This is a genomic window from Kitasatospora sp. NPDC008115 (genome assembly GCF_042957205.1).
In the GTDB taxonomy this organism is placed as follows: domain Bacteria; phylum Actinomycetota; class Actinomycetes; order Streptomycetales; family Streptomycetaceae; genus Kitasatospora.
On the sequence record NZ_JBIBHU010000037.1, the window covers coordinates 47109 to 70361 of the forward strand.

The 23253-nt window shown below is 72.8% G+C and carries 27 protein-coding genes and 2 pseudogenes; 20 read left to right on the top strand and 9 right to left on the bottom strand.

The window, feature by feature from the left end; translation table 11 throughout:
- The first annotated feature begins 100 nt into the window (after positions 1-100).
- The 6 genes from ACFZBX_RS33490 to ACFZBX_RS33515 all read left to right on the top strand — a co-directional run bounded on the left by ACFZBX_RS33490 (position 101) and on the right by ACFZBX_RS33515 (position 4555).
- Entirely contained in the window at positions 101-1033 is a 933-nt protein-coding gene (locus ACFZBX_RS33490) for a hypothetical protein (protein ID WP_391537565.1), read from the top strand.
- A 133-nt stretch (positions 1034-1166) separates the two neighbouring features.
- Positions 1167-1817 (top strand): hypothetical protein, encoded by a 651-nt coding sequence (locus ACFZBX_RS33495; protein ID WP_391537566.1) that lies wholly within the window; start codon positions 1167-1169, stop codon positions 1815-1817.
- A 45-nt stretch (positions 1818-1862) separates the two neighbouring features.
- Positions 1863-3050, top strand: coding sequence for a DNA polymerase III subunit beta (gene dnaN / locus ACFZBX_RS33500; RefSeq protein ID WP_391537567.1), 1188 nt, complete (start codon positions 1863-1865; stop codon positions 3048-3050).
- 96 nt (positions 3051-3146) lie between these two features.
- Positions 3147-3977 carry a hypothetical protein gene (locus ACFZBX_RS33505; RefSeq protein WP_391537568.1) on the top strand — a complete coding sequence of 277 codons (831 nt, stop codon included), beginning with the start codon at positions 3147-3149 and terminating at the stop codon, positions 3975-3977.
- Positions 3978-4014: 37 nt separating this feature from the next.
- The gene (locus ACFZBX_RS33510) at positions 4015-4257 is read left to right on the top strand and encodes a hypothetical protein (protein WP_391537569.1); all 243 of its coding nucleotides are present in this window, start codon (positions 4015-4017) and stop codon (positions 4255-4257) included.
- A 58-nt stretch (positions 4258-4315) separates the two neighbouring features.
- Positions 4316-4555 (top strand): hypothetical protein, encoded by a 240-nt coding sequence (locus ACFZBX_RS33515; RefSeq protein ID WP_391537570.1) that lies wholly within the window; start codon positions 4316-4318, stop codon positions 4553-4555.
- 69 nt (positions 4556-4624) lie between these two features.
- Here ACFZBX_RS33515 and ACFZBX_RS33520 read toward each other — a convergent pair whose 3' ends face one another.
- The gene (locus ACFZBX_RS33520) at positions 4625-5461 is read right to left on the bottom strand and encodes a hypothetical protein (RefSeq protein WP_391537571.1); all 837 of its coding nucleotides are present in this window, start codon (positions 5459-5461) and stop codon (positions 4625-4627) included.
- A 343-nt stretch (positions 5462-5804) separates the two neighbouring features.
- Between ACFZBX_RS33520 and ACFZBX_RS33525 the strand changes: the two genes are divergently transcribed.
- The 9 genes from ACFZBX_RS33525 (at position 5805) to ACFZBX_RS33565 (ending at position 11474) form a co-directional block, all read left to right on the top strand.
- Positions 5805-6662, top strand: a complete 858-nt coding sequence (locus ACFZBX_RS33525) for an endonuclease/exonuclease/phosphatase family protein (protein WP_391537572.1) — start codon at positions 5805-5807, stop codon at positions 6660-6662.
- A gap of 131 nt (positions 6663-6793) precedes the next feature.
- Positions 6794-7228, top strand: a complete 435-nt coding sequence (locus ACFZBX_RS33530) for a hypothetical protein (protein WP_391537573.1) — start codon at positions 6794-6796, stop codon at positions 7226-7228.
- Positions 7225-7647, top strand: coding sequence for an HIT family protein (locus ACFZBX_RS33535; protein ID WP_391537574.1), 423 nt, complete (start codon positions 7225-7227; stop codon positions 7645-7647). Before ACFZBX_RS33530 ends, ACFZBX_RS33535 begins: the two co-directional genes overlap by 4 nt.
- Before the next feature lie 122 nt (positions 7648-7769).
- A complete protein-coding gene (locus ACFZBX_RS33540; protein WP_391537575.1) occupies positions 7770-8249 on the top strand; it encodes a hypothetical protein in 480 nt (159 codons plus the stop codon).
- Between the two features lie 47 nt (positions 8250-8296).
- Complete coding sequence (locus ACFZBX_RS33545; RefSeq protein ID WP_391537576.1) at positions 8297-8842, top strand: AAA family ATPase; 546 nt, start codon at positions 8297-8299, stop codon at positions 8840-8842.
- A 125-nt stretch (positions 8843-8967) separates the two neighbouring features.
- A complete protein-coding gene (locus ACFZBX_RS33550) occupies positions 8968-9639 on the top strand; it encodes a hypothetical protein (RefSeq protein ID WP_391537577.1) in 672 nt (223 codons plus the stop codon).
- 27 nt (positions 9640-9666) lie between these two features.
- Positions 9667-10380, top strand: coding sequence for a hypothetical protein (locus tag ACFZBX_RS33555; RefSeq protein WP_391537578.1), 714 nt, complete (start codon positions 9667-9669; stop codon positions 10378-10380).
- Between the two features lie 131 nt (positions 10381-10511).
- Complete coding sequence (locus tag ACFZBX_RS33560) at positions 10512-11003, top strand: hypothetical protein (protein ID WP_391537579.1); 492 nt, start codon at positions 10512-10514, stop codon at positions 11001-11003.
- A gap of 24 nt (positions 11004-11027) precedes the next feature.
- Complete coding sequence (locus ACFZBX_RS33565) at positions 11028-11474, top strand: hypothetical protein (RefSeq protein ID WP_391537580.1); 447 nt, start codon at positions 11028-11030, stop codon at positions 11472-11474.
- Positions 11475-11549: 75 nt separating this feature from the next.
- On the opposite strand, the gene ACFZBX_RS33570 is transcribed toward ACFZBX_RS33565, so the two are convergent.
- The 4 genes from ACFZBX_RS33570 to ACFZBX_RS33585 all read right to left on the bottom strand — a co-directional run bounded on the left by ACFZBX_RS33570 (position 11550) and on the right by ACFZBX_RS33585 (position 15256).
- Positions 11550-12431, bottom strand: a complete 882-nt coding sequence (locus ACFZBX_RS33570; RefSeq protein ID WP_391537581.1) for a ParA family protein — start codon at positions 12429-12431, stop codon at positions 11550-11552.
- A gap of 16 nt (positions 12432-12447) precedes the next feature.
- Positions 12448-13587 carry a ParB/RepB/Spo0J family partition protein gene (locus ACFZBX_RS33575; protein WP_391537582.1) on the bottom strand — a complete coding sequence of 380 codons (1140 nt, stop codon included), beginning with the start codon at positions 13585-13587 and terminating at the stop codon, positions 12448-12450.
- 178 nt (positions 13588-13765) lie between these two features.
- Complete coding sequence (locus ACFZBX_RS33580; protein WP_391537583.1) at positions 13766-14920, bottom strand: response regulator; 1155 nt, start codon at positions 14918-14920, stop codon at positions 13766-13768.
- 120 nt (positions 14921-15040) lie between these two features.
- On the bottom strand, positions 15041-15256 hold the full coding sequence (locus tag ACFZBX_RS33585; RefSeq protein ID WP_391537584.1) for a hypothetical protein: 216 nt from the start codon (positions 15254-15256) through the stop codon (positions 15041-15043).
- Positions 15257-15649: 393 nt separating this feature from the next.
- On the opposite strand from ACFZBX_RS33585, the gene ACFZBX_RS33590 reads away from it, so the two are divergent.
- Both ACFZBX_RS33590 and ACFZBX_RS33595 read left to right on the top strand, forming a co-directional pair.
- Positions 15650-17281 (top strand): restriction endonuclease fold toxin-2 domain-containing protein, encoded by a 1632-nt coding sequence (locus ACFZBX_RS33590; protein ID WP_391537585.1) that lies wholly within the window; start codon positions 15650-15652, stop codon positions 17279-17281.
- Positions 17282-17301: 20 nt separating this feature from the next.
- Positions 17302-17772 (top strand): hypothetical protein, encoded by a 471-nt coding sequence (locus ACFZBX_RS33595; RefSeq protein ID WP_391537586.1) that lies wholly within the window; start codon positions 17302-17304, stop codon positions 17770-17772.
- A gap of 118 nt (positions 17773-17890) precedes the next feature.
- On the opposite strand, the gene ACFZBX_RS33600 is transcribed toward ACFZBX_RS33595, so the two are convergent.
- On the bottom strand, positions 17891-18973 hold the full coding sequence (locus tag ACFZBX_RS33600; protein ID WP_391537587.1) for a Ku protein: 1083 nt from the start codon (positions 18971-18973) through the stop codon (positions 17891-17893).
- 218 nt (positions 18974-19191) lie between these two features.
- On the bottom strand, positions 19192-19488 hold the full coding sequence (locus ACFZBX_RS33605) for a hypothetical protein (protein ID WP_391537588.1): 297 nt from the start codon (positions 19486-19488) through the stop codon (positions 19192-19194).
- A 241-nt stretch (positions 19489-19729) separates the two neighbouring features.
- Here ACFZBX_RS33605 and ACFZBX_RS33610 point away from each other — a divergent pair, with 241 nt between their 5' ends.
- The 3 genes and pseudogenes from ACFZBX_RS33610 to ACFZBX_RS33620 form a co-directional block, all read left to right on the top strand.
- Positions 19730-20035, top strand: a complete 306-nt coding sequence (locus ACFZBX_RS33610) for a hypothetical protein (protein WP_391537589.1) — start codon at positions 19730-19732, stop codon at positions 20033-20035.
- A 310-nt stretch (positions 20036-20345) separates the two neighbouring features.
- Positions 20346-21512 carry a hypothetical protein gene (locus tag ACFZBX_RS33615; protein ID WP_391537590.1) on the top strand — a complete coding sequence of 389 codons (1167 nt, stop codon included), beginning with the start codon at positions 20346-20348 and terminating at the stop codon, positions 21510-21512.
- A 430-nt stretch (positions 21513-21942) separates the two neighbouring features.
- Positions 21943-22122, top strand: a pseudogene (locus ACFZBX_RS33620) (hypothetical protein); the annotation flags it as partial.
- Positions 22123-22417: 295 nt separating this feature from the next.
- Here the strand turns inward: ACFZBX_RS33620 and ACFZBX_RS33625 are convergent.
- Both ACFZBX_RS33625 and ACFZBX_RS33630 read right to left on the bottom strand, forming a co-directional pair.
- Complete coding sequence (locus ACFZBX_RS33625; protein WP_391537591.1) at positions 22418-22690, bottom strand: hypothetical protein; 273 nt, start codon at positions 22688-22690, stop codon at positions 22418-22420.
- A 245-nt stretch (positions 22691-22935) separates the two neighbouring features.
- Positions 22936-23194 (bottom strand): annotated as a pseudogene (locus tag ACFZBX_RS33630) (HNH endonuclease); the annotation flags it as partial.
- Positions 23195-23253 lie beyond the last annotated feature (59 nt).

The window sequence follows — 23253 nt, forward strand, 5'->3', positions numbered from 1 at the left end:
ACGGCCCGGCCCCGGGGCGGGACCGTCGGCCCCAGAAGGCGCCGCGGCGCCCGCACCAGTTCGCCGACTACCGCCGACCCCGATCGGAGACCCGCCCACCGTGCTCGCCACCCGCCTCACCGACGCCGCCCTGCGCGTCCTCGCCACCACCACCAGCGCCTGGGAGGCCACCACACCCCTGCGCGAGAAGGCCGCCACCACCTGGCGCACCCGCACCAGCCCCGCCCAGCGCGCCGGACAGATCACCGCCACCGCCCTGACCGCCGTCCTCGCCGCGTCCCTGACCATCACCCTCGTCACCACCGCGGTCCGCCTGGCCGCCGCCATGGCCTCAAGCCTCGCCCGCGGCTGCCTCCACGCCGCCGCCTACCTGTGGCACAGCGATGCCGCCGACGGCGTCCGCGACGTTCTCCAGGTCCCGCTCGGCGGCGTCGCCGCCTGGCTGCGCCAGCACGCGGCCGGTCTGCCCGCCACCCCGGGCCAGGTGGGCGGCGCCGCACTGGTCCTCACGCTGGTGCTGTTCGTCGCGGCCCGGCGCGGCTCCACCGCCGCCCGCGCCGGCTGGGCGCTCCTCGGCGTGGCCGCCTGCGCGGCGACCTGGCAGGCCGGCCCCGCAGGCGGGCACACCGCGGCCGCCGCCGTCACCGCCGGCGTCTGGCTGATCCTCGCACCGGCCGCGTACGCGGGCCGGTGGTGGAAGACCGAGCGCCGCACCCGCATGCTCCTGAGCCCCGCCGTCGAAGAGGCCCTCACCCAGCTCGCCGCCGCCCACACCCGGCCGGACACCATCCCGGCCCCGGCCTCGCAACCGGCTGCCCGGCCGGCGCCGCTGCCCCGCATGAGCCCGCTGGCCAACCTGGCCGCCGTCAAGGCTCCCGCTCCGGCCGCCGGCGGCTTCCGCTGCCGCCACTGCGACCAGCCGCTCGCGTGGGCCGCCAGCGAGGACGACCCCGAGCGGACCTGGCGTACCCCGGACGGCACCACCACCTGCCCCGACGCACCCACCACCCCCGCCCTGCACCACGCCCTCTGACCGTCCGGGCCGTCAGCCTCGCCCCCGGCCGCGCTCCGCCCGCCCCGCCGACACCAGGCCGGGGCGGGCGCAGGCGCCTCCGGAGGCGGGGCCGGCCGTCCGGCCGACCTCGCAGTTCCGCCTGGAGGACGTCGTGAACACCACCGTCACCGTCACCGCCGACCCGGCCAGCCCCGAGGAGATGGGCGCCGCCGCGGTCACCGCCATCACCGAGACCCTCAAGGCCGCCGCCCGCCGCCGTCCCCCGGTCGACCGCCAGGAGCCGTGGCGGATCGAGGGCACCCCCCACAGCGCCGCCCGCCTCACCGTCGGCGACCTCACCGCCCGCCTCACGCGCCTGCCCGACCACCTGCTGGTCGTCTGCGGCGTCCCGCAGTGGAACCGCCGCGCCGCCTGGCCGCTGCGCAACACCACCTGGGACGGCGCCCTGGTCCTGCACACCACCGCGCCCGAGCCCGACCCGAACACCCCGGCCCTCGACCTCCACCTGCCCGCCCCGGCCCCCGCCCCGGCCCCCACCGACGGCGAAGCGCCGCCCGCAGCCGGCCGCCGTACGGCCCTGGCCGGAGTACTGACGCTCGGCGACCTCGCGGCCGTCCTGGCCGGCCTGCCCGACCACGCCCCGGTCATGGCCCTGGTGCCCGGCTACGTCGGCACCGCCGAACTCGTCCTGGAGCGCGCCGACGACTACGGCGACTGCCTGCTCCTCGACACCGACTACCCCGACTGCATGCCCTTCGGCCCCGACGCCGCCGACGCCGCCGACGACGACGAGAGCGAGTAGCCCCGCCCCGCCCGCCGAACCCGATTTCCCCGAGAGGACCTCCAGATGAAGCTGCGCCTGCCCGTCTCCGCGCTCACCGACGCCGTCTCCTACACCGCCAAGGCCCTCCCGTCCCGGGCGCCGGTCCCGGTCATGCTCGGCATGCTCCTGGCCACCGGCGACGGCAGCCTGCGCCTGTCCGCCTGCGACGGCGAGGTCTACACCTCCGCCACCGTCTCCGCCGAGATCGCCGAGGACGGCACCGCCCTGGTCCCCGGCCGGCTCCTGAACGACATCTGCTCCCGCCTGCCCAAGTCCGCCGACGTCGACCTCGAACTCGTCGACAAGGGCGCCCGCCTGGCCGTCGGCTGCCGCGCCGCCCGCTTCACCCTGCCGGTACTCCCCATCGACGAGTACCCGGCCGCGCTCCCCCTGCCCGAGGCGGTCGCCACGGTGCAGGCCGACGTCCTCGCCGACGCCGTCGCCCAGGTCGCCGTCGCCGCCTCCACCGACACCTCCCTCCCCGCGCTGACCGGCATCAAGATGCGCCTGGACGGCGAGGCGCTCCACCTGGACGCCACCGACCGCTACCGCATGACCCACAAGGAACTCACCGTCAGCCCCACCGGCACCCTGCCCGCCCCCGCCAAGCGCGGCGGGAAGAAGAACGGTGACGACGAGGCCGCGGCGCTGGTGCCCGCCAAGAGCCTCGCCGAAGCCGTGAAAGCGCTGGAGGGCGAGCACACCCTCACCCTGCACTGGTCGCAGGGCCTGCTCGGCCTCTCCATCCCCGGCGGGCGCACCTACATGACCCGCCTGCTCGACGGCGAGTTCCCGAAGATGGGCGGCTTCTTCGACGGCGACTGGCCCATGACGCTGCGCCTGTCGGTCGCGGAGGCCGTCGCCGCGATCCAGCGCGTCGCCCTGGTCGCCACCCGTAACACGCCCGTGCGCCTGGTCGTCGACCAGAACGGCGAGCAGGTGGTCGTCGAGGCCGGCTCGGGTGACGACGCGCAGGCCAGCGACCGCATCCCCGCCCAGGCCGCCGGCGCCGACACCGACGGCGCCTGCGACGGCCTGGCACTCGCCTTCAACCCGGCCTTCCTGGTCGACGCGCTGAAGGCGCTCGGCACCAGCGAGGCAGACCTGCGCGTGCGCCACCCGCACAAGCCCGCCTACCTGGCCGGCCGCCTCGGCGACGACATCGACGCCAGCTACCAGCACCTGGTCATGCCGGTGCGCCTCTCCGGCTGAACCACACCTGTTCCCCGCCCGCGCCGGGTCGGCCGCACATCCCGCGGCCGGTCCGGTTCCTTTCTCTCCGCACCCCTTCGCTCGGAGGTACCCGCCGTGTACGACCCCTGGCCCGACGACAAGCCCGTCAACGCGAGGTGGCTCGACCTCGCCGACCGCGGCCTGCTCGACTACGACCGCGACCGCTACCGCATCCACGGCGTCCCCAACAACGTTGTCGAACTCATCTGGGGCGGGTTGCTCGCCGACCATCCCGACGGCCCCTGCCTCACCGACGCCGGCCGCGCCCGCCTCGCCGTGGAGCGCGCCCGCGACAACCCGGACACCGGCGCCCGCGAGCCCGACGCCATGCCGCCGCGGGCTGCCGCGTGGGTGCGGGAGAACGTCTGGCCGTCGAGCTGGCTGCGCTCCTTCGAGCACATCCCGGGCACGTTCACCGACTGCGCCTGCCAGGGCCCGCCGTCGAGCGAGTGCCAGGCGGGCCGCCACGGCGAGTGCCGCGAGGACGGCCGCCCGACTCGCGAGACCGTCATCCAGGCCGGCCTGAACCGCCACGCTTACCACCCCGTGCCCCACCGGCACGCGTCCCCGGACCTGCGCTCCGGCGTCAACGACCTCGCGTGGGTGTGGCTCGCCGGACCGCCCTGCCGCCGGCTCTGCCGCTGCGCGTGCCACCACGCGAAGCCGCTGATCCAGCAGGCCCGCGGCGAGACCAGGCCGGGCTGGTGGTGGGTCAACTGCTGCGGGCGGATCGTCACCCGCCGCCTGCTCAGCGACGACGCGTGGTGCCGCACTGCCGCCGATGCCCAGGCCCTCGCCGACTGGCACATCGCCGGTGAGAAGGGCCCCGCCCCCGCCGACTCCCCGGGCCTGCCCGACCTCCCGTCCGCTCCGGCCGGGACCCGCGAGCAGCTCGTCTTCTTCTGAACCACGCCAACCCACTCCGCCGAGGAGCCAGCACACCGTGACCCACCCCGGCCCCTACCCGGCACCCGCCGACCCGCTGGCCGCCGTCATCACGCAGCGCGCCCAGGCCCTGGCCGCCGACCTGCTCCAGCTGCGCGCGGACGCCGACCGGCTCGCCGCCGACCTCGCCCGCCGCCGCTGGTCCACCGAGGACACCGCCCGCCTGACCGTCCTCGCCCAGCGCATCCACGCCCAGGCGTCCCGGATCGAGGGCCTGGCCGACGCCCGCACCCTCACCTGAGCCGCACCCCCGCCCCTGCCCGCATTGCCGTACCCGCCGACCGGAAGGACCCCGCCCGATGCCCTGGGCCATATCCCGTGACGAGCGCCTCGCCAAGCTCCGCCAGAGCCTGGCCGAGAAGGGAGCCGTCCAGAACACCCTCATACCCGGCACCGCCGCCCACACCGGCCTGCAGCAGGAGATCGACGCGATCTGGGCCGAGATCAAGGTGCTGGAGGGCTGTTGGAGCCTCAACCCGAAGGCCGTTCTCGCCGGCCTGCTGGTCATCATCGTGATCGCGTGGCGCCTGATGACCTGATCCACCCGGCAGCGGACACACTGTGGGGCCCGTCACCACCATGACGGGCCCCACAGGAGACGGGACCGGCTAGAAGAACTCCACCGGCGGCCCGTCCTCCAGGCCGTCCGGCCCGAAGTCCCGGCGCATCCTCAGCCGTTCCGCCTCGATCTCGGCAGCGACCGCCTCGTTCTCCTCACGGAGGATCTGGGCGTACACCACTCCGGCGGCCGGTTCCAGCGACAACCCGTCTGCCAGGCGAGCCTGGATGTCGCGGGCGAGATGTCCGGCCAGCCGTCCCATCGGGTACAGGTGGCGGCCGGTCAGGTCGTGCAGCTCCAGCAGTTCCACCACCGCCCGCGCCTCGCCTGCGCGCAGCGGCAGCATCACCACGCCGTCGGTGTCGTCCCGCAGATACTCCAGCACCCGGGCGTGAAGGATCCCCTGCTGTCGGCCGGCGAACCGCTGCTGCCACGGCTCGGGGACGGTATGTGAGAGGTAGGGGGCGAGGCGATCGGCCAGGCCGGGCCCGCCGCCAGGGGCGGCGTAGTAGGGGCGTTCGGCGCTGCCGGCGCTCGTCGGGTCCAGCAGCACGGCCGACACGAACGACCGCAGCCGGGCCGGACGCGGTACCTGGCCGTCAGCCAGCCACCGAGCGCAGGCCATCAACTCCGCAGGAGGCCGCGCCGGGTCACCGGTGAAGAAGTACCAGCCGGACACACAGTCCCAGCCCAGACCGCACAGACCCTCCGAAGTCAGCCGTTGGCCGACCGTGAAGCTGACCGACACGACCGCGTACGGCTCCTGGCCCTGGAGACCGTGGACGGCGTGCACCGCTGCTGGGACGCCGTCCTCGGTCAGCGCCACCGCCACATCGACGGCGTAGTGGCCCAAACCGTGCCGGACCCGCTCCGACTCCTCGCTCACGACTACTCCCACCCCGTCGACCGGCTCTGGCAGGGCTTCACGGTGACATACCTTCCGCCGCTCAGCCAGCGCGCCATCCGACTTTCGGATGGGCGCTGACGCCACGAATCACCACCCCAATCCGACCGGACACTGACGCCGTGCACCACGGCGCCGGCCACCCCCGCCACCCAGGCCGGGGTGCGTGGCGCCGGCCGCCCGGCCGTGACCGGCTGGGTCTCCATCCCGCGCTGACGCCCCGCCGAACACTCATCGCCCCGCCGCCCCTGCGCCTACCCGGTCGAAGGGGCGGCGGTACCCCCGCGACCAGCACCCCGATCCGCCGCACCCGAAGAAGAGGACCATGAAGCTGACCATCGTCGTCCAGAACCTGCAACGCGGCGCCCTGCTCGCCGGCGACGGCTCTCCCGAAGACCGCTGGCCGCTGCTCGCCGAGCGGATCGCCAAAGCCGACCCCGACCTGGTCCTCCTCCAGGAAGCCGAAGGCTGGACGGACTCCGGCCACCGCCAGCTCGTCCGCGCCGAACAGGACCTCGGCCTCGATGCGCTCCTCGCCCCCGCCCGCAGCGGCCGCGGCACCGCACTTCTCTACCGGCGCGAGACCCTGGGCCGCCGCACCAGCTGGACCACGGACCACACCACCGACGAGACCCACCACGGCTTCGGCACCGCGGGCTTCACCGTCCCCGGCCTGCCCGCCCCACTCGCCGTCACCAGCGTGCACCTCACCCCGTACAGCGCCGACCGGGCCGTCGCCGAACCCGACTTCGCCGCGTCGCGCACCTACCGCCTCGGCCCGTACTGCGTCCTCGGCGGCGACATCAACTACCCGCCGGCCGCGGGCCCCGACCCGGCCTGGGACCGCAGGCGCCCCTACAACCGCGGCTCCCGCACCCTGCTCTCCGACCCTGCCCTCGACCAGCAGCCCGCCCCCGACCGGCGCGTCGCCTGGAAGCTCGCCGCCAACGGCCTGGTCGACGTCGCCTTGCACCTCCACCAGCAGACCGGCGACGACGACCTGCTGCGCCGCACCGGCACCGACGACCGGATCGACCAGCTGTGGGTCTCCGCCCGGCTGGCCCCGGCCATCGACTCCTACACCCTGCTCGACGACCCGGACGGCGCGAGCGACCACCACGGCCTGGCCGTCGCCCTCGACACCGCCCGCATCGACACCACCCGCCCCTGGACGTACCGGTGACCAGCCACAGCTTCGGATAGCGACGCTGCCCACCACCGCGCCCGCCGCCCCGCGCCAGCCAGGCCGGTGCGGCGGGCAACGTGGTGCGCGGCGCGGCCGCCCGGCCGACACCGACCAGATTGGAGAACCTGTTGAACACGACGCCCCCCACCGGCAACCTCGCCGCCGCGACCTTCGAGATCACGACCTTCGGCACGCTCCACCAGGACCCGCCGCCCGGTGACGCCCTCACCGTCGATCTGACGACCGCTCTGAGGAACCCGCCGGAGGACCCCACCGTGCGCGATCAGATGATCAACTCCACCGGCCTCGCCCAGTTCGTCCTCGACTACGTCCTCGCCACCCCCGGCGCCCGCGAGATCGTGGAGCGCACTGTGCGCCGGGCTCTGGCCCAGCACACCGCGCTGCCCGGAGAGACGGTCCGCATCCATGTCTATTGCCGCGGTGGTAGGCACCGCAGTGTCTCCGTGGGCCGCCAAACCGGCCGACTGCTCCAGGAGCTCGGCGCGACCGTGACTGTGATGCACCGCCACGTCCACCTGCCGGTCCAGGAGAGCACCCGGTGACCACCCCGACCGCACACGACAACGGGTCCGGCGGCAGATGCGTGTTCTGCGCGATCGCCGCCGGCCTCGCGCCCGCACAGATCGTGGCCCGCTGGCCCGAGGCGTTGGCCATCGTCCCGCTGAACCCGGTCACCGACGGGCACCTGCTAGTCCTGCCAACGCGCCACGTCCCCGACGCCGCGTACGACCCGGCCGTCACCGCCCTGACGATGCGCCACGCCGCCGAACTCGCCCAGACCGCGGGCCCGGCGAACCTGATCACCAGCATCGGCGCCGAGGCCACGCAGACCATCCGGCACCTGCACATCCACCTGGTCCCGCGCCGGGCCGCCGACGGCCTCCACCTGCCCTGGACCCACGCCAGCGGCACGGCCGGGCCACAGGCAGTCACCGACGACCCCACCGGCGCCCGGATCTGACCCGTCCCGGGCACTGACACTGCCCACCACCCCGCCCGCTCCCGAGCCCGCCAGGCCCGGGCGGCGGACGCGGTGGTGCGCGGCGCGGCCGCCCGGCCGGACACCGACCTCGGAGGCACCCCGTGAACACCGCCCGCACCGCCCGCTTCGCCGCCGCCTACGCCCTGCTCCGCGCCGGAGCTGACATCGGTGACCACCTCGTCCAGAGTGATCACTGCGCCCGTACCAAGGGCGCCACCGACACCGCCCCCGTCACGGGCGACGACGGCACCGTCCACGGCACCGCCGCCGGCCGCCGCGCCTGCGCGATCCACTGCCTGACCTACTCGGCCACCCAGGCCGCCGCCCTTCTGCTCGGCGCCCGCGCGCTCGGCCTGCGCCTGCGCCCCGGCCCGGTCACCGCCGCCCTCGCGATCAGCGGGCTGACGCACTACGCCATCGACCGCCGGGTGCCGGGCGGCCTCCTTCAGCGGTTCGCCGACGCCACCGGCAAGGGCGGCTTCTACCGCCTCGCCGACCACGGCATCAACGGCGCCTACTGCATGGACGCCGCCTGCCACCACGGCTTCGAGACCATCGCCGCCGCCGTCCTCGCCCGTTGACCGTCACCGGGGGCCAGGCCCCCACACCGGAAAGGACCTTGTCCGCCATGGCCGACCGGCGAGACCGCATGACCCCCGACAACCGCGCGATGCCCGCCGCTCACGCCCCGATCGCCCGGGGGACCCTGGTGGTGCTGATCGGCCCGGCCGGTTCCGGCAAGACCACCTACACCCACGCCATCCCGTCCAGCCAGGTCGTCTCGCTCGACGACCTGCGGGCCCTGGTGACCGGAGGCGACGCCGGAGACCAGAGCGCCACGGCCCAGGCAGTCCAGACCCACGACCTGGTCCTCGAAGGCCGGCTGCTCCGAGGCCGAACGGTCGTCTGCGACTCGACGAACGTGGAACAGGCCGTAAGGGCGCGGCTGATTGAGCGGGCCCGCCGCCACGGCCGGCCCCTCCTGGCGATCGTCCTGACGACGCCGCTCGACCTCTGCCAGCACCGAAACTCGCTCCGCCCGCCCAACCGACGGGTGCCGGACGACGTCGTGCGCTGGCAGCACCAACTCGCCGCCGAATCGCTCCCCGGCCTGACCGCCGAGGGCTTCGACGAAGTGCGGATCTACCCGGCAGTCAGCCACTCCGGGCACTGACGCTGCTCACCACCACACCCCGCCCCGCGCCCGCCAGGCCCGGGAGCGGGGTGCCGTGGTGGGCGGCGCGGCCACCCGGCCACCGGCCGCCTGAACCGACCGGCCCTACTCCACCGGAGAGCCCGTTGCCGTACGTACCCGACGTCCCCGACCTGTCTCCGCCGACCGTCACGATCTGCGGAAGCACCCGCTTCTGGGAAGCCATCGCCGAAGCCGCGTTCCACGAGACCGCCGCCGGTCGGATGGTGCTCGCCCCGGCCGTCAACATGCGTGACCACCACCCGCTCTGGGCCGACCCGGCGGCCGCCGCCACCCTCAAGAGCCGCCTCGACGCCCTGCACCTGGCGAAGATCACCTGCGCCGACGAGGTCCTGGTCGTCACCGACACGACCCTCTACCTCGGCGAGTCCACCCGACGCGAGGTGCTGTTCGCCGAAGCCTTCGAGGTGCCTGTCCGGTACTGGATCGCAGGCCTCGGCCGGGCCGGGACCACCAGGCTCGACACCACCACCGCCCGCGAGCGAGCCGACCGAGGGTGGAAGGCCGCCTTCGACCAGCTGACCGCTGCCAGTGCGGCCGGGCCCGACCACGAAGACCTCATCGCCCTGGCCGCCGTCGACCTCGCCGTCGCCGACCACGGCTTCCACGCCACCGTCGCCGACGCCATGACCGCGGCCCGCACCCACCTCGGCACCCACCTGCAGCCGAGTGACCGGCTCGCGGCCGCACTGGCCACCCGCACCACCGGAACCTCCACCACCGACTTCCTCACCACCGCCCACCGACCCACGCCCTGACCACCCGCCACCAGAGAGGAAGCCCCGATGACCGAGACCCTGCGCACCCGCGCCATCCGCACCGCCCTCGACACCGCCGACAGCATCGCCATCGTCACCGCCGGAGCCGCCACCGGCCTCACCCCCTACCGCACCCTCACCGCCCGCCCGACCGAAATCCGCATCACCCTCGCCCTCGCCACCGGCACCCTCGCCGCCGTCCTCACCGACCACCACGCCTACAAGGCCCTCACCCCGCTGCGCCGCCGCCTCGTCGCCGAGCACCACACCGCGGTCTGTGAGGCGGTCCCGGCGCCGACCCGGGAGCAGTTGGCCGCCGACGTCTGCGCCGACGCCGCGCAGCGTGCCGCCTCCGGCGCGGCCATCCTCGACTTCAGCCACGGCGCCCTCACCGAGGCGGAGAACTGGACCGGGCAGCCGGACGGCAGCGCGACGTGCGAGCTGCCCGGCGGAGCGCACCTGCTGTGCGTCCCCTCCCCCGCCACCGACCACGGGTACGCCGGCCGCTCCTACCTCCTCGTGCGGGGCGAGGAGAAGCCGCTCGAGGTCCGCAGCATCAGCGAGCTGACCGTACTCCTGGACGAGCCTGCCGCCGACCCGGCGCCGCCCGCCGGCGAGCAGGAGGAGGGCGACCCGTGGGCCGCTCTCGGCCGGGCCCACGCCATCGCCGAACTCGTCGACCCGGCCCCCGACGGCGACGACCAGGGCGACGAGGGCGACGACGTCGACCACGAGGTGTAGGCCCACGCCGCCGACCTGCTGTAGCCGACCACTCCCGGCCGCCACTCATCCCACCTGACCACCCGCCACCAACCCGGCCCCGGCCCGCACCCCAGCGAGCCGGGGCCGACCCGCGAAGGAGACACTCGGACATGACCACTACCCCCGCCCTCACCCCGGCCGCCCGCCGCGGCCTCTTCACCACCGACACCGACCAGCGGCAGCGCCCCGGCACCCCCGAGCAGCCCTGGGAGCTCTGGCTCACCGGCCCCGACACGCTCCTGCCGATGCCCGACCTCGACGACGGCTCCCCGCTCCAGCCCGTCAGCCACGCCCTGGTCCTCCACCACGGCTACGCCTGGCACCGCACCGGAGCGGCCCAGCCGAGCGCCGGCGCCACCGTCCCCTCGCTCTGCTGGACCGCCAAGTGCAGCATCTGCGGCGACTCGCCCGAGGACGAGTTCATCCCCCACCACACCACCCCCGAGGCCGCCGCCGACGACGCCGTCGGACGCGACTGGGATGAGCTCCCCGACGGCCGGCTGGTCTGCGACCGGGACGACGACGCCCACGACACCGCCCGCGCCGAGGCCCGCACCGAGAGCGCCCCCGCCCCGGACGAGGACCAGCTCACCTTCCTGTAGGTCACCAACCTGACGGAGGACCACGTGCACCGCGTCATCACTCCTCGCTCCGACAGCCCGAGCAGCCAGGCCGTCGGCGTGGACTTCGACGAGACCCTGATGCTGGTCGACAGCCGCGGATGGATGGACGGCCAGCTGTACGGCGAGCCGATCCCCGGCGCCATCGAGGCCCTGCGCCTGCTCGCCGCGCACCGCGCTGTCTTCGTCTATACCGCCCGCCCCCGCCGATTCCACGAAGCCGTCGCCGAGTGGGTGACCCGATACAGCGGACTGGCGACCAGGGTCAATGACGACCTCGACCGGGCCTACTGGACCAAACGGAACGAGATCCTGGTGACCAACCTCAAGCTCGGCGCCGCCTGCTACATCTGCGACAAGGCCGTGCACTTCGACGGCGACTGGACCGCCACCCTCCCCGTCGTCACCCAGGCCATCGGCCTGGATCGCATCCACGGCCGCGTTCCGGCCTGACCCCGAGCACAAGAAGGGGCCCGCCCCCGCCGGCGTCAAAGCTGGCGGGGGCGGGCCCCTTCGTGTTGAGGATCTTTACGCCGTAAAGGTCTCCTTGGTGAGGCCCATGCCAGCGGCGATACCCCGGTACTCGATCGCCGGCGCGCTGTTCGGTGCATACAACGGGATGGCGGTCTGCGCGGAGTAGGCCTCAGCGACCTTGGTGCTGCGCCGCACCGACGGGCTCAGCACCAGCTCGCCGTAGGCCTCGCGCAGCTGCGCCTCCGAGTCGCTGTACACCTTGCCCTGGCTCTCGTGAGAGACGGACTCCCCTATCACGATCCAGTCGATCCCGAGGTTGATACCGAGCGGGCCGAAGGCCTTGTTCATCTCGGTGAGCGTGGACTCAAGCTCGGTAAGTGCGCGGGCCTCCTTCTCCTGCGACTTCACGCAGGCCATGACCTCAACCCTGTCCTTGTCGGCAAGAAGCGCACCCTTGGTGGTGAGCTTCAGGTCGCCGGGGCAGTCGATGAAGATGACATCGAAGCGGCCCATGACCGCGGTCATCAGCCGGCTGAACCACATTTCGCGGAGCATCACACCGGCGAGCTTGTCGTCCAGTTCCTTGAGCTTGCGCGAGCCGGGTACGAGCCACAGCCCGGGGATGACCGGTCCGCTCTCGCCTCGGCGGGCGGGGATGACCGCTTCGTCGAGGGTGGCGAGGCCGTCGACCACGTCCCAGAGTGTGGCGATGTTCTCGTCCGCATCCGGGTCGTCGCAGCCGAGGATGTGGGCCAGGTCCCGCTGGCTGTCCGCCTCGATGGCCAGCACCAGCAGGCCCTCCGTGGCGGCGGCCGCGGCCAGGGCGCTGACGGTGGTGGTCTTCACCGATCCGCCGCTCTCGTTCACGGCCACGATCACGCGGGTCGCGCGGCCCGTGTTCGCCGGGATCTGGAGAGAGTTCTCAGGGGTCGTCATCGTGATCTCCGGATCTTTACGCCGTAAAGGCGGGGTCGTCGTCCAGCAGGCGCAGCTCCGCAGCCGTCGCCTCATAGGCGGCGTGCTCGACCAGCCAGCCGATGTAGGGGCGGTCGACACGTGCCGGGGTGCCGGTTATGCGCAGCTCGCACTGGGCGAGGGCGATCGCCAGGACGGCCTGGCGGGGGTTCGCCGTGGCCGTGGAGGCGAAGGAGGACCCGGGCTCGGCGTCGCCGTTCACGGCGGCGAGCCACTGCCCGGCGAGCCACTCGGCAGTTCCGTCGTCGCTGGCGGGGCTCCTGAGGGCGGAGAGAACCACGGCGGTGTCGTCGGCCGGAGTGCCGGTCAGCGCCGCCTGGCACGCCGCGCGCCGCGCGCCGACGGCCGGGTCGCTGTCAGGCTTGGCCGCGGCCTGGCGAGGGAGCCTGGCCTTCGAGGCCTTGCGGGGAGCTGCCTTCTCGGTGGGCTTGTCGACGCCCTTCTCCTGGGAGCGGGTCCAGGCCTCCCGCTGGGCCGCGTGGTCCTTGATCTTGCCCAGGTCCCGGGCCTGCTCGATCGTCATGCCCCCGGCCTTGAAGGCATCAAGGACATCGGGCGCGAGGTTGGCCAGGCGCCGCCGCTGCGACACCCACCCCTCACTCTTGCCCAGGGCCGCGGCCACGGCCGCATAGGTCCCGAGGAGCTCCTTGAGCTCCTCGATCGTCTCGAGTTCCTCCAGCGCGGAGAGATCCTCGCGCTGGATGTTCTCCGTCAGCGCGAGGACCAGGATCTCGGTACGGGTCGTCGCAGTGGTGTTGATAAGGACCGGAACCTCGGGCAGGGACGCCATTTCCGCGGCGGCCAACCGCCGGTTCCCGTTGATGACGACGAACGGAACTGCCGCGACGCGGTCCACATGCTCTGGGTAGGCCGCCGCATAGACCGAGGACGGGATGATCGTCAGGGACTGGGCGATGCCGCCCCGCCGGATACTGTCAGCCAGTTCCTCGAGGCGAGGCAGAGTGCCCCGTGGATTTGCGGGATTCGGAGCCAGCTCACTCAGGAGCGCCGTAACCTTCGGGCCCGCTCCCGGCTGTGCTTGCTGCTGTTGCTGCCTCAGACGGCGCCGCTCTGCGAGGGACAGGTTGTTCTGCAGGCCAGGAGTGGTTTGTGACACGGGATCTCCGGAGATGGTGGTGCAACTCCGAAGGAGACTATCCCCTGCCCTGACCTCTGCGGGTCAACGGGCGGTCTTTACGCCGTAAAGACGCCACGGAGCTTGGAGGGCCACAGCAGTGGACCCCTTGTCTGTCCAGGTGCCGGAGGTGTGCAGACCCGACGGTCCACTCGGTCAGTCAGGAAGGCTGGCGGGCGGCGGGCAGGAGCCAGCTGTTCTCGGGATAGTCGGGAACCCTGGTGCGGGGTGTGCCGCGGTAGTTGAGGTACATGCCGGTCAGGACGGTGACCTTGGCGCGCAGGACCCAGGGGTCGAGCGGCTTGACGATGAAGTCGACGGCCCCGGCGCCGTAGCCGCGTAGCGAGTTCTCGGCGCTGTCGCCGATCGCGGTGACGAAGATGATCGGGATGTCGCGGGTCTGCGCGCGGTTCTTGATCTGGACGGCCGTCTCGTAGCCGTCCATCCCGGGCATCTGCACATCCAGGATGATCACAGCGATGTCGTTGTGCTGGAGGAGCGCCTTCAGGGCGTCCGGGCCGGACGCGACGGCCAGGACCTCCCAGTCGCCGGCCGCGAGGACGGCTTCGAGCGCGACCAGGTTCGCGGGCTGGTCGTCGACGATGAGGACCCTGGGCCTGCTGGCGGGGGTCCCGGCGGGGATTGGGGGCTCGAGGCGCGGTGGGTCCTCGCCGGCCTGCTGCTCGGCTGCGACCAGCTGGCGCTCCAGCAGCTCGCAGCGCGCTTCGGCGGCGAGCTGCCGGCGAAGCGCCTCCGCCAGCTCGCCTTCGAGACGGGTGACTTCTTTCTTCAGCGCCTGTCTTTCGAGCAGTAGATCGTCTCGGTTGCCGGCGTAGATGGTGACCTCGTCCGCGCGGGCGCGTTCCCGCGCCCAGTCGATCTCCAATTGGTTGAGGCGCAGCTCCAGGTCGGCGATGCGGTGGTTCTTGTCGAGCAAAGCCTCGCCCAGGACGTCGCTGTGGGCGGCGGACCGCCTGGACAGGCGATCGGCCTCGGCCAGCTGGAACTGCAGCTGCTGCACAGCGTGGTAGACGGAGGCGCTGGTCCGCTGCGCGGCCGCGTGCAGGGAGCGCAGCAGCTCGATCGTTTCCATGGTCGCGACGCTGCCGCGGTCGGCGCCGACATCGGTGAGCAGGTCCTGGACGAACTGCCAGGGCGGGATCCGCTGACCGGACAGATAGCGGGAGAGCGCTCCCGGGCTCAGGTGCCGACGGGCGCTGTATCGGCGCATCGACACGGCAGGCCGAAGTCCCGCGAACAAGCTGCGCAGGGCCTCGGCGAAGGCGCGGCACTCCTCGTTCAGATCCGGGTTCAACGGCTGGAGGCTCCCCACTCGGCTACCTCCCGGTGTCTCATGGGTCTCCACGACGCCACCATCCTCGCAGTATCGGACGGGCCGTGGCCCGGGAACCGGAGTTCCCGGGCCGCGCCGGGGTCAGGACGTGGACGTCGTGTCCGTGGGCTCCTTCTCGGGGCCGGCGACGAGCTGGTTGACGACCGGAACGCTGACGCCGAAGGCGCCGACGCCATACAGGACGCACTGGGCCAGGTGCACTCCCCCCGCAGCGGCCAGGATCCCCGCACCGATACCTGCGAGCATGCCGATCATCAGCACCAGAGCCGCCCTGGGCGACAGCAGCGCACGCTGCACCTTGAACCTCCTCGATCCGTGGCGACCCGCGTCGGCCACGACCTTGCCCGCCAGCCGGAGCGGTCTGACGGTGCATCACAGAATGGCGCTGCCGCGAGCCGTTGCGCCTCTGTTTCCGGGCCGGAAACACTAGGTGGCAACAGCGGAGCCAATCGCCGCAGGTAGGGCCCCGCCCTCGTCGGCTGCAGTGGGGGATCAAGGGGCACAGCCTGCCCGCCGCGGCGGTTGAGCAGGATCTGGTGTCAGTGGTGGTTGGGATGCTGACGGGCGACGGCTGTGCGGGGCGGCTGGCTGAGCGCCACAGAGATCCGGACGGAATTCCTCGAGGGCCCGCCGCAGCCTGGTTCGCCTTCGTAGCATGAAGTCCTTGCCGGGGTGCTGAAGTGGGGGCCGATGGACGGCGGGTACAAGGTCGATGTGCGGGCTCTGGTCGGTGGCTCGTGGGAGATGCACCAGGTCTCCCAGTCGCTTCTCGAGACCGTGACCCTGTTGGCGCGGGAGCTGGCCGCGGTGGGCGCCATGATCGGGGACGACGAGGCGGGCGCGGTCTTCGCGAAGGTCTACAAGCCGGCCGCGAAGACGACCGTCAACCAGCTCGCGAACGCGTGCCACTTCGTGGGCAAGGGCGCGGAGACGCTGCTCGCCAACGCCACCAACTACCTGGCCGCCGAGGACTCGGTGGCGGGCAAGCTGCTGGAGATGAACGGTGCCGCGACCGGGGGACCCGACCTGTCCAAGCCGTGGCAGACGGCCGGCCAGTGCGCCCCCGATCCGCGGGGGATCGGCGAGCAGCTGGGTGAGTCGGTCGGCCGGACCGGCGGTGTCGACAAGTGGGTCTGGGGGGAGCGGTTCCGCGGTGACGCGGGCGGCCTGCGGAAGGCCGCGCAGACCTGGCAGGCCGCTCACCGGCTCGTCGTGCAGGCGCTGTCCGACGCCCAGGACGCGTGGCGCACCGTCGGCGGGATCCACGAGGGCCCGACCGCCAAGGCGATCAACGATTTCTTCATCGCGTTCATCGGCAAGCAGGACTATCCGGCGCGGCCGGGCGACGACCACACCCTGCTGGCGAACCTCGCCTCCGCGTGCCGGCAGCTGGGCGGCGCCTGCGAGAGCTACGCGAAGCACATCGAGGACAGCGCCAGCGCCTTCAACGGCCTCTTCGACGCGCCGTGGGACAACCCGATCTTCGGAGGCAACGGGAACGACGGCGGCCTGAAGTCCAAGGTCCTCGCCGACACGCAGATCCTGTCCCTGGGGGAAACCGCGCACGTCCTGGACAGCACCCAGCAGCGCGTCAAGGTCCCCCAGGGGCAGCCCGCCCCGCCGGCGCCGCCAGGGCCCGGCTTCCCCTGGGTGGTGCCGCTGCCCCGGATCCCGCTTCCGCTGCCCGGTCCGATGCCGCTGGTCCCGGCCGTCTACACCCCCGTCAACCCGGCGATCCCCCAGCGCACCCCGGTCCCGCCGCCCGTTCCGCCGAAGCCGGGGTACCCGCCACTGACCCCCACCGAGCTCGCCGCCTTCCAGCAGTGGAAGTCCGGGCTGACGACCGGTGGCTTCTCGGGCGGCTCCCCAGCCGACAAGTACTACCAATGGGACGTCGCCGGCTACCCCGAGTACCAGATCCCCATCGTGCCGCTGAAGGCCGGCAGGGAGCCGTACATCATGGCCGACGGCCTGCGGGAGAGCGACGGCATGATCGTCGAGGCCAAGTACGTGCGCGACCCCGCCAAGTGCTACCGCACGCTGGACGAGCTGGAGAAGTCCCAGCGAGGGGAGAGGAGGTCCAAGCCCAAGTTCTTCTTCGAGAAGGACGACGAGGAGCTCCAGAAGTACGCCGCCGCCATGAACGACCCCCGCAACGCCCAGCTGCGCGGCGTGGAGATCGTCACCAACGACCCCAACACCGTGCCCTACTGGAACGTGATGCTGGCACTCAACGGGGCGAAGGGGTACGCCCGCTACGTCCCGCCCGGACCGCTCACCACCAACGCCACCCCCACCGTCCCGTCCCCCGGCACGGTCTAGAGAACTGAGGCGCCCACCGCATGGCCCCCGAGCAGCCCTACCCGTTCTCCATCGAGGAGGACGACAGAACCATGTTCATCTTCACCCCGCCCGCTGGCGGCACCTGGCGCCTGGACGCCGGCCGCTTCACCGAGGCACTGCGCCGCCGGGAGGGCGAGAACGCCTTCGTGCACACCAAGGCCGACGGCGGGGCCTACGGGCCGCGCAGCGAACACAGCTGGTGGTTCGACTTCACCGTCGCCGGCGTGACCCACGAGGGCATCGGCGCGGGCGCCGCCGGCGACCACGAGGGCGTGTCCCTCAAGGACGCCACCGCCGCCGTCGCGGCCGAGTTCGCCCACTGGGTATGCGAGGAGCTCCTGCCACCTGGCGCCGCGGTCGAGTTCAACTCGGAGATCGGGCTGGAAGCCGGCCTCGACGACGGGGTTCTGACCCAGCACACCGTGGCCGACCTCGAAGCCGTCTTCCGCGGCCACCTGGCCGACCTGTAGCGACCGGCACCTCCTGAGGTCCCGCGGCCGACAACCGGGCAGTGCATCGCACCCCGTCGGCCGCGTCGTCTCATGACGTCCTGCCCTGCTCGCCCGTGCGCACCGATGCCCTGGCGGGTCAGGATGCGCGCCGAGGTCGGCTGGCTTCTTCGAGGGCGTGCTGGAGTTGGTCGCGGGTCATGGTGGAGCGGCCGGGGATGTCGAGGTGGGTGGCGCGCTGGTATAGCTCGGTCTTGGTGAGAGCGGACAGCTGGCGCTTGCCCGTGGCGCTGGTGCGCTTCGTGGTGCTCTTGCCGGTGGAGGCCTTCGTGGAGGTGCTCTTCTTGCCGCCGGCTGCCTTGGGGGAGTGGCCGGTGCGGGCGCCCTTGGCCCGGCCGGTGGTCTTTCTCGGCTGCTCGGTCGCGCCTTCGTCGGCGGGTTTGCGGGCGCCTTCGAGGCTGCGGCGCAGGGCGTCCATGAGGTCGATGACGTTGGTGGCCTCGGGGGCGGGGCCGGTGGAGACGGCGATCTCGCGGCCGGCGAGCTTGTCCTCGACGAGCTTCTTCACCTGCTCCTCGTAGGTGTCGTGCCAGTCCTCGGGCTTCCAGTCGATCGCGAGCATGCCGATCAGCTGCTCGGCGGTCTTGAGCTCCTGGGCGGAGAGCTTGACCTTCTCCGGCAGGTCGCCGACCTCGGTGCGGGCGTCGCGGACCTCGTCGGCGAAGTGCATGGTGTGCAGCTCCAGCATTCCCTGCTCGGAGCGCACCGCGGTGAGGTACTCCTTGCCGCGCATCGCGAACATCGCCAGCCCGGCCTTGCCGGCGTGGTCGAGGGCTTCGACGAGGAGCGCGTAGACCTTCTGGTACTCGGTGCCGCGCGGGCCGAGGTAGTAGGTCTTGTCGAAGAAGATCGGGTCGACGTCGGCGAGGTCGACGAAGCCGGCGATGTCGATGGTGCGCGAGCGGCCGGGAGAGATCTGCTCCAGCTCCTCCGGTTCCACGATCACGTACTCGCCCTCGGCGACCTCGTAGCCCTTCACGATCTCCGAGAACTCGACCTCTTCGTTCGTGCGCTCGTTCACGCGCTTGGTGCGGACCCGGTCGGAGGTGCCACGCTGCAGCTGGTGGAAGCGCACGTCGTGGCTGGAGGTGGCGGTGTAGAGGGCGACCGGCACGGTGACCAGCCCGAAGGTCAACACCCCGGTCCACACGGGTCGGGCCATCACGGCCTCCCTTCCTCGCACCGCGGGCCGCGTCCGGCAGCGGCAGACGGCTCACCGCCAGGGTCACCGCCGGGCCCGCGGCTCGCACGCGGTGCTGGGCCGACGGGCGTCGCTGCCCTGCTGGGCCCCGCTCGGAGGCGGCGACGACGGCCTACCCCACGCCTGCGCATCACCCCGCCCGCCCAAACCCCCGGCGTCCCGCACGGCCGGCTGATCGTTCACCGGCCCGTGCGGCCGCCGGCCTCCAGATCCCGCAGACGCTCGGCCGCGGCCACGGCCGCCTCGCTCGCCTGCCCCGCCCGGTCCTTGGCCCGCCTCGCCTCCTCCTGCGTGGCGAGCACCCGCTCCTCGGCCCGGGCGAGAACTTCCCGGGCGCGCTCATCACGCCGCTCGGCGGCGACGAGCGCGTCGCGGGCCCGCTCTGCCTGCTCCCGGGCCTGGCGTCGGGCGGACTCGGCGTCGGCGAGCACCCGCTCGGCGCCATCGCGACGGCCGGCCGCCTCCCGCTCGGCCACCTCCGCCGCCCCTCCCTCCCGGCGCGCCTGCTCCAGCGCGCGCTCGCGTTCCCGGTCGCTCCGGCGCTGCCCGGCCTCGGACCGCTTTGTCCGACCGGCTGCTGCTTCGGCCGCCCGGGGTGACTGCGACGAACCGGCCGCCGGTGACGGCCGGGCGCCGCGCCCCCGCGCCGGTTTCGCCTGGGCGGCCACCGCCGGCCCGCCTGTGGCTTCCGCCGCCCCGCCCGGAGCGCCGGGCGCCGTGCCGGGCCAGGCCACCGGCTCCAACGGCACCACGAGCCGGCCGACGGCGTACGCGTTCCGCGGCGCCCTGATCGGCGAGCGCCGCGTCCAGCGTGCGCTGCACCTCTTCGGCGGCCTCCGCACTCAGCGGGTGCCCGGTCTCCTCGGCCAGCCGCCGCGCCCGGTCGAGCAGCGCCCGCACCAGCTGCCGACGCCGTTCACCCAGAGCGCGCAGTCGGTCGCCGGCGAGCTGGTCCTGGGCGGCCCGCAGCTCCTGTCCGAGGTCGAGGAGGTCGGCGACGAGGTCCCCGTGGTGGCGGGCTAGCTGGTTGGCGGCCCACGCGGCCTGGGTGGGGCGGCGCAGCGCGCGGATCCGCTCGGCGAGTGGGCGGTCGGTCTTCTTCAGCCCGTCGGCGTGGCGGTTGCGGGTGGCGGTGAAGTCGCCGGGGGCCTCGTATGGCCGGGCTCGGCGGCTGGGCACCTGGTTGGGCTCGGCTGCTGCGCGGCGGTCATCGTGCTCGGCCCACCCCGCTGCCGGAATGGTGGGTGTGCTGGTCGGGCGGTGCGTGTCGGTGGTGCTCTGTACGCTTCCCGCGCATACCCGTGGGGAGCGGGGCTTCGGGGAGGGAAGAGCGATGGCGGTGCGCAGGCCGGTCGACGGTGAGGTGCGTGTCCACTACCGACAGATCTATGTCGAGAGTGATCCCGGTAGCTCCGGCCCTGGCCTGGCGGAGGCGTTCGCGGGTCAGGACGCGGGGTTGTGCGGCGCGGCAATCCCCGGTGCGCTCTTCCTGGTGACCGGTCTGCACACCGGCAGCGTCCGCTTCACTGTCGAGGTGCACGACACGGAGCCGTCGCTGGATCCGGTCTGGGAGGACATCGTCGAGGTCTCTTTCCGTCCGGCCTCGCACCGCAGCAGGCTGGTGCAGTGGGCGGGCGAGGCGACTTGGGACCTGGACCTGGAGGAGCTCGACTACCGGGTGCGCTACTGCGCGCATGGCATGGACGAGGGCCGGGGACGGGACACCAGGCTTCCTGGCGAGCCGCTGGTGGACCGGTACCTCCTGCAGTTGTGGCCCGCCCCGCCGGGGCCGGAGCGCGTCCTGCGGCAGACCGCCGAGATCGCGGCCTACTGGCACGACTACGCCCGCCGGCTCCCGCCCCCTCCCACCGCGGAGGACCGCGCACGGGAACGGCGCGCGCAGGACGAGGCCACCCGACAGCGGCGGGAAGCCCTCGAACGGTGGCAGTGGGGCGGAACAGCGCCGAGCGATGCCCTGCGCGGTGTCGGTGGCAACGTCCGCGGCCTGCTGGCCTTCGACGCGCCCCTGGTCCATGCGCTCGAGGCCGCAGGACCACGGATCCAGCGACAGGTGGCACTGCTCGCCGCCCGACGGGCGTGTACGGTGGCCGGCCTTGCCGACCTCGACTGGGTCGCTGCCGCCCTCACCGCCCTCACTGACGGCAGGCCGCTGCCGCCGCCGTTCGACGATCCCGCGCGCATGTGGCAGGCCCTGGCCAGCGACCCGCGCGCTCCCCGCCGCACGGTCGGCCCGGCGATGCCACCCGAGAACTCCTCGTCCACCGGAACCCCGATCTCCTCCACACCGGTCCCTACCGAGGAACCCGGACCGTCCCGCCGGGTGTCGCAGTCGCACATGGCCTTGCCCGCGCTGCTCGGCGCCGCCGCGCTGGACCCGCTCCGGGCATCCGTGGAAGCCGTCCTCGCCGCCGTGGCCGCATACGGGGAAGACCACCAGGTCCTGCTGGAGGAAGTCTGGTCAGTCGTCAGCGGGCAGTGACAACCCCGACGGTGTCGCACACCACTCTCACCCTGTCCCCTCAGAACACCGTTCGCGACACCCTGAGAACGGCAGTGCCACCGCCTTCTGCCCGTCGCCGTCCACGGGCGTGCCCGGCCTGATGCCGAGGAAGCAGGCGAAGGCCTCGGGCGCGCTTTCGATCATGGCCTGCTGCTCCTCGGTCGTCGGACGGTCCCATCGACCGAGCAGGCGAGCCAGGCGGTCACGCACCCGCAGGCCTGGCACACATCGTTGCCGGTCCGGCCATCTCGCACCTCCCTGCCGACGGGGTGAGCTGCTTCTCTCCACGGTAGGCCCGGCTGGCGGCAGGCGGAGCTGACGTTTGATCACCCACAGAAGTTATCGAACAATAGTTCTATGACATCCGCAGTCCCGTTCTCCTCGGGGCCTGCGCAATCTACGGCTCGGCCTCCTCGACCTCGACCTCGCCGCGGCCCTCTCCCTGGCAGCCGAGACCACCTGGGCCGAGGCCCACACCTGCTACGCCGCCGCTCCCACCCCGGAACGCCCCGACGGCGCGGTCGTCGCGACCGTCGACCCGGTCCGCTGGAAGGGTCGGCCGGTCCGGGTCATCGACCTGACCCCCTGAGCCGGCGCCCCGGCAGGAGCGGGCCCGCTCCTGCCGGGGCGCGGGCCCGCTCCATGCTCGCCGCTCGGAGGGCGGACCGTACCTGCGGCCGTCTCAGAGCCCGTGTGCCGAAGCGCGGTAGCTGTCACCAGCCCGGCCGGTGAGCTGGGGGGAACCGCAGGATTCGGCGGGACAGTTGTCACCATTTGCGCGCGATACCCCCGGCACCGAGACATGGTGGGACTGACCGGGCAGGACCGGCACGGGCGGGCACCGCTCTCGGCACCCGCCCTATGCCGGCGCCCGCTGCCAGCGCTCAGCGCAATATCACGTCCGTGTGCTCGGCCGCGGCCCCCAACACCCGCAGGACGACGATCGTGCCCACGCTCCTGGCGATACCGACCAGGATCCGACCGCGCATCCGGTCCGGCGACCGCCACGCCGACCGCCCAGACCGCCGCACCCCCGTCGAACCGGGCATCACAGTCCGCCGACGCTCGACACCATCCCACCCCGCCACGCCCTGCTCCTCGCCGCGCGGCCTCATGTCCACCATGTCCTTCTTCCTCTCCATCACGTCCGTGTTCATGGGTGCGGACCAGGGCCCGGCTGCCGGATGTAGATGGTCACCAGCAGCCCGCTCGGTGGTCCGTGGCGTCGGAAGGTAGTGGTGGGAGACGGCGGGTCAAGCGGGTTCCGGCAGGGAATTCACGGAGCCGGCCAGGCGGTACACGGCGCACTGCGCGGGTCAACCCCGTCTCGACCAGGCCGGGAGCGCCTCCGGCCGCCGTCCCGGGGGCGGGACGGCGGCCGGACAGGCCTGAGGATGGGCCGCTACTGCGGGCAGGTGTCGAGCATCTCGGTCAGCGCCGTCTTCTCGGCGGTGGTAGTGGACAGGCCGTAGACGTGCTTGGTGTCGGTCCAGGCGCGGCTGTAGGTGCACCAGTACGACCGCAGCGGCGGGCGCCAGGCATCCGGGCCCTTGTCGCCTTTGGAGCGGTTCGAAGCGGCGGAGACCGCGATCAGCTGGCTGTGGGTTAGATCGTTGGCGAAACTGCTTGCGCTTGGCGGTGGTCCAGGCGTCGGCGCCGGCTGGCGGGGAGCGTCATTTCGAACGTGCCATAGTCCTCCGCCGGAGCATGCGGTGGTAGC